The sequence below is a fragment of the Xenorhabdus ishibashii genome (assembly GCF_002632755.1).
GTDB classification, from domain to species: domain Bacteria; phylum Pseudomonadota; class Gammaproteobacteria; order Enterobacterales; family Enterobacteriaceae; genus Xenorhabdus; species Xenorhabdus ishibashii.
In genome coordinates this window covers 2568548-2583246 of record NZ_NJAK01000001.1, presented here as the reverse complement: position 1 = coordinate 2583246, position 14699 = coordinate 2568548, and the positions used below count along the sequence as shown (strand labels likewise).

9 protein-coding genes are annotated in these 14699 nt (G+C 43.2%); 2 read left to right on the top strand and 7 right to left on the bottom strand.

Features of this window, described 5'->3' with window-relative positions; translation table 11 throughout:
* Positions 1 to 186 precede the first annotated feature (186 nt).
* Positions 187 to 1392, top strand: coding sequence for an NO-inducible flavohemoprotein (hmpA, locus tag Xish_RS12285; RefSeq protein WP_279625659.1), 1206 nt, complete (start codon positions 187 to 189; stop codon positions 1390 to 1392).
* 136 nt (positions 1393 to 1528) lie between these two features.
* Here hmpA and glnB read toward each other — a convergent pair whose 3' ends face one another.
* The 6 genes from glnB to purL all read right to left on the bottom strand — a co-directional run bounded on the left by glnB (position 1529) and on the right by purL (position 11933).
* Complete coding sequence (glnB, locus tag Xish_RS12280) at positions 1529 to 1867, bottom strand: nitrogen regulatory protein P-II (RefSeq protein WP_045971762.1); 339 nt, start codon at positions 1865 to 1867, stop codon at positions 1529 to 1531.
* A gap of 15 nt (positions 1868 to 1882) precedes the next feature.
* On the bottom strand, positions 1883 to 3505 hold the full coding sequence (locus tag Xish_RS12275) for an NAD+ synthase (protein ID WP_099118746.1): 1623 nt from the start codon (positions 3503 to 3505) through the stop codon (positions 1883 to 1885).
* A gap of 172 nt (positions 3506 to 3677) precedes the next feature.
* On the bottom strand, positions 3678 to 5015 hold the full coding sequence (glrR, locus tag Xish_RS12270) for a two-component system response regulator GlrR (RefSeq protein WP_099118104.1): 1338 nt from the start codon (positions 5013 to 5015) through the stop codon (positions 3678 to 3680).
* Between the two features lie 2 nt (positions 5016 to 5017).
* Entirely contained in the window at positions 5018 to 5890 is an 873-nt protein-coding gene (gene qseG / locus Xish_RS12265; protein WP_244186021.1) for a two-component system QseEF-associated lipoprotein QseG, read from the bottom strand.
* A gap of 5 nt (positions 5891 to 5895) precedes the next feature.
* Positions 5896 to 7335, bottom strand: coding sequence for a sensor histidine kinase (locus Xish_RS12260; RefSeq protein WP_099118103.1), 1440 nt, complete (start codon positions 7333 to 7335; stop codon positions 5896 to 5898).
* 710 nt (positions 7336 to 8045) lie between these two features.
* The gene (gene purL / locus Xish_RS12250; protein ID WP_099118744.1) at positions 8046 to 11933 is read right to left on the bottom strand and encodes a phosphoribosylformylglycinamidine synthase; all 3888 of its coding nucleotides are present in this window, start codon (positions 11931 to 11933) and stop codon (positions 8046 to 8048) included.
* Positions 11934 to 12199: 266 nt separating this feature from the next.
* Here purL and mltF point away from each other — a divergent pair, with 266 nt between their 5' ends.
* Positions 12200 to 13723, top strand: coding sequence for a membrane-bound lytic murein transglycosylase MltF (mltF, locus tag Xish_RS12245; protein WP_099118101.1), 1524 nt, complete (start codon positions 12200 to 12202; stop codon positions 13721 to 13723).
* A 69-nt stretch (positions 13724 to 13792) separates the two neighbouring features.
* Here the strand turns inward: mltF and Xish_RS12240 are convergent, their stop codons facing one another.
* Positions 13793 to 14641, bottom strand: coding sequence for a hypothetical protein (locus Xish_RS12240; protein WP_141553979.1), 849 nt, complete (start codon positions 14639 to 14641; stop codon positions 13793 to 13795).
* Positions 14642 to 14699 lie beyond the last annotated feature (58 nt).

Below are 14699 nucleotides of genomic sequence, written 5' to 3'. Positions count from 1 at the left end.
GCTGTTTCCTGAATGATTACGGATTTATTGCTGATATTTGTGATCCTGGTCGCGATTCACTTTAATTAAAATTCTACTTTTTTGATTTAAGGAAAAATAATTATCTTTTCTCATTCTGGTATATTCCCAAACCCTATAAGTTGCATTTAAAATACAACTTATAAATTTCAGCATTATGTGAAAAAAATTCAGGAGATCCTCATGCTAGATAGTCAGGTTATCGCAACCATAAAATCGACCATTCCGTTAATTGTTTCTACAGGCCCTAAGCTAACTGCACATTTTTACGAACGTATGTTCAAGCATCATCCTGAATTAAAAGATATTTTCAATATGAGTCACCAGATCAACGGTGATCAACGTGAAGCACTTTTCAACGCCCTTTGTGCTTATGCTGGCAATATCGATAATCTGTCAGCACTCTTACCTGCCGTAGAAAAAATCGCTCATAAACACACCAGCCTCAACATTAAACCTGAGCATTATCAAATTGTCGGTACACATCTTCTGGCAACAATTGATGAAATGTTTCATCCTGGTGAGGAAGTTCTCAACGCTTGGGGAAAAGCCTACAACGTGTTGGCTAATGTCTTTATCAATCGGGAAGAGGAAATTTATCAAACTGGTGGATCTTTGGAGGGCGGTTGGCGTGATCTACGCCCGTTCCGTGTTAGCCGGAAGCAGTCACAAAGTGATGTCATCACCAGCTTTGAGTTTGTGCCTGTTGATGGTGGCAAGGTCATGGATTATAAGCCAGGGCAGTATTTGGCGGTCTATATAGAAGATCCGGCATTTGAAAATCGTGAAATCCGCCAATATTCTCTGACTGCCGCACCAAACGGAAGTAGTTACCAGATTGCCATTAAACGTGAACTTCAGGGCAAGGTTTCAAACCACATGCACGATAAGGTACAGGAAGGAGATATTCTGATGCTGGCAGCACCACACGGTGATTTCTTCCTCGATGTGCAATCTGATACGCCAGTCACTCTGGTTTCTGCCGGAGTTGGTTTGACACCGATGATGAGTATGCTGCAACACCTGCATAACCATAATCACGCTGGCTCAGTAAATTGGTTCCATGCCGCAGAGCATGGCGGCCATCATGCTTTTGCCAATGAAGTGAATGAAATTTCCCAATCCATGCCGAATTTGCAGGCACAAGTTTGGTATCGTGAACCAAGGGATGAAGATCAGAAAGGCATACATTACCAATATACCGGACTTATGGATTTATCTCTCGTGAAGGAGGCAGTAGTGGTAGAAGGGATGCAATTCTATTTCTGTGGGCCAGTGGCTTTCATGCAAAATATCGCCAGACAGTTACTGGCAATGGGCATTGATGAGCAACATATCCATTATGAATGTTTTGGCCCACATAAAGTCATTTAATGCGGCTTACCTAATATACAGGATAAGTGATAACGGATTAAAAACCGGACATCTCCACACGCCATCCCCCATTAGGGTGTGGGATAACTGAGAATATTTCCGTTATCACTTTTTTCAGATGATTTTAGGGGCTTGATTAAATTGCTTCTTCGTCCTGCTCACCAGTACGGATACGCACAACACGGGCAACATCGAAAACAAAAATTTTGCCATCGCCAATTTTGCCGGTTTGTGCAACCTGCATGATTGTTTCGACGCAGGTATCAACAATATCATCCGGTACGACAATTTCTATTTTTACCTTTGGCAGAAAATCCACCATATATTCTGCGCCGCGATACAGTTCAGTATGTCCTTTCTGACGACCAAACCCTTTTACTTCTGTCACAGTCATACCAGTGATACCTACTTCAGCCAGAGCTTCACGCACGTCATCCAGCTTGAAAGGTTTGATAATTGCATCAATCTTTTTCATGAAGTTTTCCTGTTATTACCAGTTTTTACGCCCGAAACCAGAAGTAATCGGGTAGCGCCGGTCTTTACCAAAATCACGCTGCGTTATGCGTGGGCCAATAGGTGCCTGACGACGTTTATATTCATTGATGTCAACCAATCGGATCACCTTACGAACAATAGCTTCATCAAAACCATCAGCGACGAGATCAGCCACCGATTTATCTTTTTCAACATACCCTTCGAGAATAGCATCCAGTACGTCATACGGGGGCAGACTGTCCTGATCCAGTTGATTTGGTGCCAACTCCGCTGATGGTGGACGATCAATCACACGCTGAGGAATAGCTGGGGATACTGTATTACGATATTTAGCCAATGCAAATACCATCGTTTTAGGTACATCTTTCAATGCATTAAAGCCACCAGCCATATCGCCGTATAGGGTTGAGTACCCTACTGCCGATTCACTTTTGTTACTGGTGGTCAATACCAGGCGGCGACGCTTATTAGACATTGCCATCAAAATAACTGCGCGGCAACGTGCCTGTAGATTCTCTTCTGTCGTATCTTTTTCTGTTCCCGCGAACATCGGTTCAAGCTGAGCCATAAACGCATCAAACATAGGTTCGATGGAGACAACGTCAAATTCAACTCCCAGCAATTCGGCTTGTTCTCTGGCATCGTGAATACTCATTTCTGAGGTGTAGCGGAATGGCATCATAACCGCCTGCACGTACTCTTTCCCCAAAGCATCCACAGCAATCGCCAATGTCAGCCCTGAGTCAATCCCGCCAGACAAACCAAGCAAAGCGCCTTTAAAACCGTTTTTCTTAACATAATCACGTACAGAAAGTACTAACGCTTTATAAACCTGCGCCAAAGGTGGCAATTGCGGGATCGGATTTGCCATTGGTTCAATATTCATCTCATTGAAACGGCATTGCTCAACCTGTTCCTCAAATGCCGCCATGCGATGGGTTATTTCGCCATTGGCACCAAAGACCTTAGAACAGCCATCAAAGATGAGCTGGTCTTGCCCGCCCACCTGATTGAGATAGATAATTGGCAAATGAGTACGCTGGCAGTGAGACTCAATTAATGTACTGCGGATATTCGGTTTTTCACGATTATAAGGAGAGGCGTTAATCGACAAGATGATTTCTGCACCCGCCTGTTTCAGGGCATCAATTGGGGCGTCAAACCACAAATCTTCACAAATCAATAAACCGAGGTTATAACCCTTGAATGGTATAACACAGTTTCGATCACCCGCTTTGAAATAACGCTCTTCATCAAAGACACCATAATTTGGCAGTAGTTGTTTGAAATAGCGTGCCACAATTTTTCCTTGCCAAAACAAGGAAAGTGCGTTGTAGAGTTTGCCATCCTGTTGCCACGGATGCCCTACCAAAATACCAATCTGAGAGCTGGCTTCTTGCAAACGTACCAATTGTTCGTGACAACGCTGATGTAAATCAGGGCGGAACAACAAATCCTCAGGAAAATAGCCAGACAGTGCCAGCTCAGAAAACATAACCAGATCAGCGCCTTTTACCTGCTGCTCCTGAACTGTCTGCAACATACGCTCACTGTTGCCTTCAATGTCTCCTACCAACCAATTTAACTGGGCAAGGGCAATATTAAGAGTACGACTCATAGAATGCGGCTCTCCTGGGCCATAAATCATCTATCTGCCTTACTGGGTTTCAGCAGCAAAGCAACTCAATCTTTATACCCTGTGTTTTTAAGCTGCCTGTATTTAGCAATTTGAAACTTAGCGGGGTATATAATTTCTGCTTAGTGTAAGAATTTCTGGGGTAGCAGAAAAGTTATTCCTTAAAATCGTTAGCATCCAACTCGTGGCGTGCCAGCAACTTATAAAATTCTGTCCGATTACGCCCTGCCATGCGAGCCGCATGAGTGACATTACCTTTAGTTATCTGCAACAATTTACGCAGATAATTCAGTTCAAACTGCCCACGAGCTTCCACAAATGTCGGTAATGCCGTATTTTCCCCTTCCAATGCCTGGATAACCAGAGCATCACTAATGACCGGCGCCATCGTCAATGCCACACACTGTTCAATGACATTGACTAATTGACGAACATTACCCGGCCAACTTGCTGCCATCAGGCATTTCATGGCCGTGGTGGAAAAGCTACGAACAAAAGGTTTATGGCGTTTGGCAGCTTCACGTAACAGATGATTAGCCAATAGAGGAATATCTTCTGCACGTTCGTTCAAAGCGGGAATTTTCAAATTAACCACATTTAATCGATAGTAGAGATCTTCCCGAAACTCGTTACGCTGCATGGCCTTAGGCAGGTCGCGGTGAGTGGCAGAAATAATTCTGACATCAATATCAATATCCCGATTACTCCCCAACGGGCGAATCTTACGTTCCTGTAACACTCTCAAAAGCTTAACTTGCAACGCCATCGGCATATCACCGATCTCATCAAGGAATAATGTTCCGCTTTGCGCCGCTAAAAATAACCCTTCTCGGCTGCTAACGGCGCCCGTAAATGCGCCTTTGGCATGGCCAAATAATTCAGATTCAAGTAATTGCTCAGGCAAGGCACCACAGTTAATCGCAATAAAAGGCTTCTTCGCTCTGGGACTTACCCGATGAATAGCCTGAGCCAGAACTTCTTTACCGGTTCCACTTTGCCCGTTAATCAGAACACTCACGTCAGATTGAGCCACCATCTTTGCCTGTTCCAATAGACGCAACATCAGAGGGCTTCGGGTGACAATTTTTTCGCTCCATTGCCCATCAATGGCTGGCGTTGATAGTTCCAGCGCATTATCAATGGCTTTGTAAAGGGCGTCACGATCAACAGGCTTGGTCAGGAAGCTAAATACACCTTGCTGCGTTGCTGCCACGGCATCAGGAATAGAGCCATGCGCCGTCAGAATAATAACCGGCATACCGGCATGCTGTTTTTGAATCTCTGCAAACAGTGCCATACCATCCATTTCATCCATGCGTAAGTCACTGATTACTAAATCTACTTTTTCTCTCGCTAGTATGCGTAACGCCTCATAACCACTTTCCGCAGTCGTGACACGAAATCCTTCGCTGGTTAAACGCATTCCCAATAGTTTTAGCAAGCCAGGATCATCATCAACTAAAAGAAGATGGGCGGAATTACGTACCGTCATTACTATTCAGCTCCTTTTTCTTTTGGCTTGTTTTTTGAAGGATTGGCTTCCGCTTTAGTATCTTCGTCTGTTGCGGGTTTGTCTTTCGGTTCTGCGTTATTATCCGATGAAGTATTCGTGTTAGGAGTAACAACACTACTTTGTTCTTGTTTACGGGAGGAAAGTTGGCGTTCAATATCGGTCAGATTTTCCAGTTTGCGGGACATGGAATGAAGCTCATATTCTAAACGTGCTTGTGTTTCTTTTAAGCGATCAATTTTATTATCGCTGTCAAACTGGAAGCGCTGGAATTTAGATTTTTCTTCAGCAAGATTAATTTTCAGATATTGCTGCTCACGCCACAATTGAAGTAATGGCCGCAAAGTGGCAGGGAATTGGATACTATACCGATTAAAGTTTTCCACCATTTTCCGGCGTTCAGTTAATACAGAAGTCGCCCTGCCAATTAAAATACTTTGCTTAAGCACTTGATGCCAATTAGCCGGAATATCTGGGGTAAACCGTTTTGCCATCTCACGAGCTTCTGTTGAAGACAACCGCTCTGAGCAATCAATAAACCTCAGCCAATAAAGCCCATTTTCCAGCGCTGCTGGTTTCGTGATATCCCAGATTGAATCACAATCCTTAAGACGATAATCCGCAACATTCGGTTCTGGCAAGATAGATTGCGCCAGGGTTGCCAAATTGTCTGAATCACTGGTTTTAACGCATCCTGCCAGTAAATAGGGAACAAACAATAGCAATATGGCTCGAAAGCGCAGGGTGGAAGCACGTGCCAGAATAGATGACCTAACAGCCATTTTTTTCATTGGCTTAGTCACAAGATTTCGCTGTTCCATCTCCGTCATAAAGCGGTAAGTAAACCTGTTATACATATTATTTAGTTATTCCCTGCGGTTAATGGCAGTTCGATTCGAAAACATACATCAGAAAAGTCAGAGTCTACCAAGCAAAGCTTTCCCTGCATCTGTTTAATGCAATCTTGCGCGATACTCAAGCCAAGACCACTTCCTTTAACTGCCCCTTTTCGTTGTAATTTTCCTTGGTAAAATGGCTCGAAGATCATACTTTTCTCTAACTCTGGGATGGGCGTTCCTGTATTGGCAATGTCAATTTGAAGGTTTTTTCCCACTTGCTGACTAGAAATCCAAATGTTACCGGATTCAGCGCCATAGTGCACTGCATTGGAGTAGAGATTATCAATCACCCGTGTCAATAAGTCAGGCTCCGCCCAACAATAATCCATATCCAATTGAATTTCTGTATGAATATTTTTTGCCCGTGCCGGCAATTGATGTGATGATACGACACCATCCACAATTTCTTTTAAAGAAACGATCTGATGTTCGGCAGCACCATCCGCTAATTTACGGTTATATTCAAGCAATTGCTCAATGAGTTGCTGCAAATGCTTACTACTACTATCCAAAATACTGACAACTTCTTTTTGGTCTGCCGTCAGAGGCCCTGCAATTTCATCAGCCAATAGCTCCGTTCCTTCACGCATACTTGCCAGAGGAGTTTTCAGTTCATGGGAAATATGGCGTAAAAACTCATGGCGCTGAGACTCTAGCCAAGATAAACGCTCACTTAGCCAAATAATACGTTGAGCCAATGAGCGCAATTCCCGTGGCCCTTTAAAGGCGTCAATCTGATTTTCCAATGATTGCCCTTCTCCGAGCCGATTAATCATCCGCTCAATGCCTTTTACCGGACCAATGATCATACGTGTAAATAAGGCTATCAAGAAAGCACTTAGCAAGAATAAAATGAGGCTTTGCCAACCGAAAAATTGTCCTTTATCAGCGATATCTTTTTGCAGTTGTTCACCACGACTGAAAATAATATTACGGGTTTCCTGTACCAAAAGATTATTAGTCCTGGAAAATTCTTCAAGTAGTTTAGATGCAGCCGCTTCTGGTGCTCCATTACTACATGAAATTTTGCTCAAGCCTGATAATAATTCATTAAATTTCTTCGTATATTCCGCATTAGCCAGCATTGCCATCTGATTACCGAGCATATTCATGTATTGCCGATATTGACGTTGATAAAGCTTTTCTAGCCGACTATCACCTAATACACAGTATTGGCGGTAACTACGCTCCATCTCAAGAGCTACTCCAACCATCGCTTCGCTACGGCGAGCATCCGCCAAAGTTGAACGATTGATCTCAGCCGCCTGAGTACTAAGCTGATCAAGACTTTGGTAAGCCTGATAAGCTAAAACTAATAGTGGTAATAAAACCAGCCAGAAAGCCATGACAACCAATTGGCGCAATGAGCGTGGAAATAAACGCCATTTTTTCAAAGAAATCATCTCATAACCTGTAATGATATTGATGCTACAGTTACTTTTATTTTCTTATTGAAAATGGTCAGAATAATAGTTGAAAACAGAAGATAATTGAAATAACAGGTAATTAGAATATGCGGATGCATACTTAAACATGATGGACAGGCATAACCTACGATAATGATGGCGGGACAGTAATTTTTTTTACCATCCCGCCAGTGAGGAACCTTCATGCTAGTCAATGAACATGTAGGTGGTGCCTCACTCCACGTGTCGCCCTGTGTTTGATAAGGCCCGAAGGCGAGTATCATTGAGTTGGACGGTAGGCACCTTACTTTGGCATCATTCCGGGCTTTATGTGGCATGTTTCCACCTCATTGCGGGCCGACATAAAAAGATGAATGAGCAACTGCTTCATATTATGCACATTACATGCCAACTCGCAAAATTATTTTTACCTAATTGATATTACTGAAAATAAATAAAAATATATACTTATTGCATTTTATTATCGGTATTTCTTCATATTTGATAAGTCTTAGTGTCGCCTATTTATGACACCTCACTCCAGGAAAATATTTTTCAATTTATATCAATCAATTAAGCGTCTCCTTTTTGAGACACCATAAAGCACTGTTGTCGCGATATAGAGACAGTGTCATAGATAATGATTAATAATGCCAAAGCGCAAAGTAAAAAATAAAGGCTCTGATGAATTTTCAGAGCCTTTTCTGTTAACCTAACTGTTTGCGTACATTACGGAAAATACGCATCCACGGGCTATCTTCTCCCCATTCTTTAGGATGCCAAGAGTTGCTAACCGTGCGGAATATCCTTTCAGGATGAGGCATCATCACCGTGACTCTTCCATCAAGACTGGTCACAGAAGTAATACCGTTTACGGAACCATTTGGGTTAGCTGGATAGTTTTCTGTCACTGAACCGTAGTTATCCACAAAACGCAATGCGACCTGCTGGTGCTTTTCAAGCTCCATTAAACTCAGGTTGTTTCTAAACTCCACCAGCCCTTCACCATGAGCCACCGCGATCGGCAAACGAGAACCGGCCATATCTTTCAGGAACAGTGAAGGGCTGTTTGCCACTTCCACTAAGCTAAAACGGGCTTCATAGCGTTCTGAACGGTTACGGACAAAGCGCGGCCAGTGTTCTGTACCTGGGATCAATTCATGCAGATTAGAGATCATCTGACAACCGTTACACACACCTAATGCCAGCGTATCCGGCCTTGCGAAGAAACTGGCAAAATCATCACGTACCCGTGAATTAAACAGAATGGATTTCGCCCAACCTTCACCCGCGCCAAGCACATCTCCATAGGAGAAGCCACCACAAGCAACCAAAGTCTGGAATTGATCTAATGTGATCCGACCATCCAATAAGTCACTCATATGAACATCTACCGCCTCAAAACCTGCTCGGTGGAATGCTGCTGCCATCTCAACATGAGAGTTAACTCCCTGTTCACGCAATACAGCAACGCGCGGGCGCACTTGTTTTGCAATATAGCAAGCCGCAATATCTTCCGCGGGGTCGAAAGTTAATTTCACATTCAAGCCAGGATCATCCACATCCTGTTTTGCCTGATGTTCTTGATCTGCGCACTCAGGGTTATCACGCAGACGCTGCATTTGCCACGTTGTTTCTGCCCACCATAAGCGCAATGTGCTGCGTTTCTGACGATAAACTTCCATATTGCCACTGGAAATCACAAAATCATCACCAGCCCTGGCTTTACCCAGATAGTGCACACATTCATGTAATCCATAATCTGCCAACAGGTTTTCAATTTGCTCTCTGTCAGTTTCACGAATTTGAATTACCGCCCCCAGTTCTTCATTAAATAATGCAGCCAGAATATCTTCATCAAATGCACTGATATCAGCATACAAACCGCAATGGCCTGCAAAAGCCATTTCAGCCAATGTCACCAATAGGCCACCATCCGAACGGTCATGATAAGCCAGCAATTTTTGTTCTGAAATCAAATGTTGGATCGCATTAAAGAAACCCGCTAATTGCTCAACACTGCGAACATCTGCGGTTTTATCCCCAAGTTGGCGATAAACTTGAGCCAATGCCGTTCCGCCCAACGCATTTTGCCCTTTACCCAGATCGATCAGCAGCAACGCATTGTCATCTTGCGTAGATAATTCTGGTGTCACAGTACGACGAACATCTTCTACCCGAGCGAACGCACTGATAGCCAATGAAAGTGGTGAAGTCATTTCACGCTCTTCCCCGTTTTGACTCCAGCGGGTTTTCATTGACATCGAATCCTTGCCAACCGGAATGGTCAGCCCCAAGGCCGGACACAACTCTTCGCCCACGGCTTTGACAGCCGCGTACAAGCCCGCATCTTCACCAGCATGGCCTGATGCTGACATCCAGTTAGCTGATAACTTCACGCGTTTCAGATCTTGTACATAGGCGCAGGCAATATTGGTCAGTGCTTCACCCACCGCCATACGTGCCGATGCCGCAAAATCCAACAATGCAATCGGCGCTCGCTCACCCATTGACATGGCTTCGCCATAATAGCTGTCCAAACTGGCGGTAGTCACTGCACAATCTGCGACCGGGATTTGCCAAGGGCCAACCATTTGGTCACGGGCAACCATACCGGTTATGGAACGATCTCCAATCGTAATCAGGAATGTTTTTTCCGCCACAGCAGGCAAATGTAAGATGCGTTTTACCGCTTCTGCCAGCTCAATGCCCTTGCGAACCAAATTTTGCCCTTGAGCCTGCAAAACTTGCACATTTTTTTGCATCTTTGGCGTCTTACCGAGCAATACATCCAGCGGCATATCGATTGGCTGATTATCAAAATGGGTGTCATTCAGCAGTAAATGCCGTTCTTCCGTTGCTTCCCCAACCACAGCATAAGGAGCACGTTCACGACGACATATTTCTTCAAACAGGGCTAACTGCTCTGGTGCTACAGCCAAAACATAACGTTCCTGGGATTCATTGCACCATAACTGCAAAGGATTCATGCCGGGTTCATCATTAAGAATATTGCGTAACTCAAAACGCCCGCCTCGACCGCCATCATTGACCAATTCAGGCATGGCATTTGACAAACCACCCGCCCCGACATCATGGATAAATAAAATCGGATTTTTATTCCCCAACTGCCAGCAACTATCGATAACTTCCTGACAACGACGCTCCATCTCCGCATTGTCACGCTGCACAGAGGCAAAATCCAGGTCAGCATCAGACTGACCCGATGTCATTGAAGATGCCGCACCGCCCCCTAAACCGATATTCATGCTTGGCCCACCCAACACAATCAATTTTGCGCCGACCGGAATATCCCCTTTCTGAATATGTTCTTCACGGATATTCCCGATCCCGCCCGCCAGCATGATGGGCTTGTGATAACCACGTAACTCTGTACCGTTATGGGAAGAGACTTTTTCTTCATAGGTTCTGAAATATCCTAACAATGCCGGACGCCCAAATTCATTATTGAACGCCGCCCCTCCTAATGGACCTTCCAGCATGATATCCAACGCACTGACAATACGATCAGGTTTACCGAAATCCTCTTCCCACGGCTGTTCAAATCCAGGAATTCTCAAGTTTGAAACCGAAAAACCGACCAGTCCGGCTTTCGGTTTAGCACCCCGTCCGGTTGCACCTTCATCACGAATTTCACCACCAGAACCCGTTGCCGCACCAGGCCAAGGCGAAATTGCGGTTGGATGGTTATGAGTTTCCACTTTCATTAAGATATGAGCAGGCTCTTGATGGTAGTCATAAACACCGGTTATAGCGTCGGGGAAAAAACGGCCAACATGAGAACCTTCCATAACCGCCGCATTATCTTTGTAAGCAGAAAGCACGTAATCTGGCGTCTGTTCAAACGTGTTTTTGATCATTTTGAACAAAGACTTGGGTTGAGTCTGACCATCAATAACCCAGTCTGCATTGAATATCTTATGACGACAATGCTCAGAATTTGCCTGGGCAAACATATACAGCTCAACATCTGTTGGATTGCGTCCCAACTCCTGAAAAGCTTTCAACAAATAATCAATTTCATCTGTAGCCAGAGCCAGCCCTAGTTCAATATTTGCCGATTCCAGTGCTGCCCGTCCCGATTGCAAAATATCAATCTGTTTTAATGGCGCCGGTTGCTGATGAGAAAACAGGGCTTCGGCTTGTTCGAACTGAGTGAAAACATTTTCCATCATGCGATCGTGTAATAATGCTGACAACGTGTGCCATTGCCCATCATCCATGCCAACACTCTGAATATAATAGGCAATCCCCCTTTCTAAACGGACAATCTGGTTCAGTCCACAATTATGGACAATGTCCGTCGCTTTCGATGACCAAGGGGATATTGTGCCTGGACGAGGTGTGACTAAGATTAATTGTCCTTTAGGCTCAAGTTCGGCCAAAGAGGGGCCATATTTTAATAGCTTATTTAATTTCTCTCGTTCATCTCTCGTGATTGGGGCATTAACTTCTGCAAAATGTACATATTCTGCATAAATGTTGGTAACAGGGAGATGTTGATCTTGACACTGGGAAAGGAGCTTAGTGATACGAAATGCTGATAAAGCGGGTGAGCCACGCAGAATTTCCATAATAATAGGTTCTCTCATCTTAGAAGCAAAGCCTGACTGATGCCTCAGGGGAAACTGCAAGCATTATAGAGGAATGTTTCCTCTGACGAAACCGTTTGCGTGGTTATTTATCCACCCTGTAATACATTCAATAAAGTGCCAAAATTGGTTTAATAGGGTTGCACATCCCTCCTTTGTTACGCAAAATTCTCGATTACTGGAAATTTAACCATGCTATTATCTTACACTTCGCACGGTTCCCAATCGTTCTGTAAAGAGATAACTATTTGAATAACATAAAGATAAATTATTTTGTTATCGTAATTATCGCGCTCCTCTCTGCTGCCATCATTGGCCTCAATATCAATTGGCCCAACAAACAGCAGGAGCAGATAAACAAAATTCTGGCACGAGGAGAGCTACGGGTGAGTACCATCAACTCTCCTCTGATCTCTCTTAACAGCAAAAACGAACCAACAGGATTCGACTATGAATTAATCAAACGGTTTGCCGATTATCTGGGGGTTAAACTTGTCATTAAGTTTCGTCCCAACATTAAGCAACTTTTTGACGACTTGGAAAACGATAAGGCAGATTTCCTGGCTGCCGGGCTTATCTACAATAAAGACAGGCTAAATCAAACACGCACTGGCCCTGCCTACGCTTCAGTTATACAACAACTGGTTTATCGCAAGGGGACGACACGTCCACATTCGTTTGGTGATCTAAAAGGCAAATTCATCATCACGGCAGGTTCAGCCCATATAAGCGAACTGAAAAGGTGGAAAGAGAAGTCTTATCCTGAGTTAACCTGGGAAGAAACACCACACAAAAATACACAGCAATTGCTCGAACAACTTTCTGAGGGAAAAATCGACTATACAATCAGTGATTCCCTCAGTTTAGCTTTGCAACAGCGTATTCATCCCAATTTAGCAGTTGCGTTTGATGTCAGTGAAGAGAATCCGCTGACCTGGTATTTAAAGCGCAATAGTGACTATAGTCTCTACTCCGCTATGCTCGATTTTTTCAGTATGTTGACTGAAAACGGTATCACATCACGGTTACAAGAAAAATATTTCAGCCATATCGGTTCATTCGATTATTTCGATACGATTTCCTTTATTCGCGCCATCGATAAACTTTTACCAACCTATCAGCCAATTTTTCAACAATACGCAGGATCACTTGATTGGCAATTAGTAGCAGCTATCGCATGGCAGGAGTCACATTGGGATCCACAAGCCACTTCACCCACTGGCGTGCGTGGTTTGATGATGCTTACGCGCCCGACAGCAGAATGGGCTGGAGTTCACGATCGGCTGGATCCAGAAGAGAGTGTCAAAGGAGGAATGGCTTATCTGGGCTATCTGATGGAACGTTTGCCAAAAACCATTCCTGAAGATGAACGCATTTGGTTTGCCCTTGCAGCTTACAACATGGGATATGGGCACCTTCTTGATGCCCGTAAATTAACCGCTGCGCAAAAAGGTAATCCAGACAGTTGGCTGGATGTTAAAACGCGTCTTCCTCTGCTCAGCAAGAAAAAATACTACGCCAATACGACATATGGTTATGCCCGTGGCTATGAAGCTTATCGCTATGTTGAAAATATTCGACGTTACTATTTGAGCCTGGAAGGATATCTGAGGGCAAAAACCAACCGCAGGAAAGCCGAGGGAAGTGAAGCACCAACAGATACCACCATAATCAACACTCCCCAAGCGGAAAAGGTTAAAACCGACATGGCTGACATTGAAAGTAATCATGCGGAAAACAATAACAAATTTAAAAGTCAAATTGGAGAATAAGAGGCGTTTTACAACTATCACAGACCACAAAAATGGCTTGAAAGGTAAAACGCCTTATAAGATAAATAATTAGTGATTAACGCTGCTATCAGTGTCACTTCCCATATTAATATCAGCAAGAATTTCCGTAATGTGCCAATAGTCTTTACTCTGATCTTGTCTCAAAAAATATTGGTGCCCATCAATAGAGAATGGAATTAAATATTGATAATGAGTATCCCATTGACCTGTTTGTTCAGTACTTGCATCAGGTACTCCTTCTTTAGGAATAGACATATACATAAAGATCCAATAATTAGAGCAAAATCCATGACCTATGTAATAATAATGATCACTGCCAATAAAACATGGAAACTGCGGATTGTAATAATTATTCCAAACATCAGAACCAGCTAAATTACCTATCTTTCCATTTTCATTGAATTCATAAGTAAAAAAAGAAAGATTAGAGCTTGTATGGATGTATATATATTCTTTCCCTTCCATTGAAAAGAAAAATGTTGCCCCGTAGAAATTATCCCAACCATCTTTTTCTATTATTGTTCCCATTTTTCCATTTTGAAGTATTTCTCGTATAATATAAGGAAATTTCCCTTTATTATCTTTATCTTTATCTTTATCTTTATCTTTATCTTTACTATGGAGATAAATAAATTGTCCACCGCCTATTTTATAAGCAAACCCGACATCATAATCACTATCCCAATAGCCACTATCTATGACTTCTTTGTGTCCTTTTTCATCTAGTTTTGCAATTATCCAATAGGAATTATATGTATTTTTTGACGTATTAATAAAATTCTTGGCTAACCCAAAAATATATTGCTCTTTCCCAAGCACAAAAGGAAACATTAAATCATAAAAATTTACCCACTTTTGCCCAGTGGAAGTTTGATCTCCTTGTTGTCCACCTGCCATCAATTGATGCACAGTCACTAGATAACTTTTCATAATTATGAGAGTTTCATATTTCCTA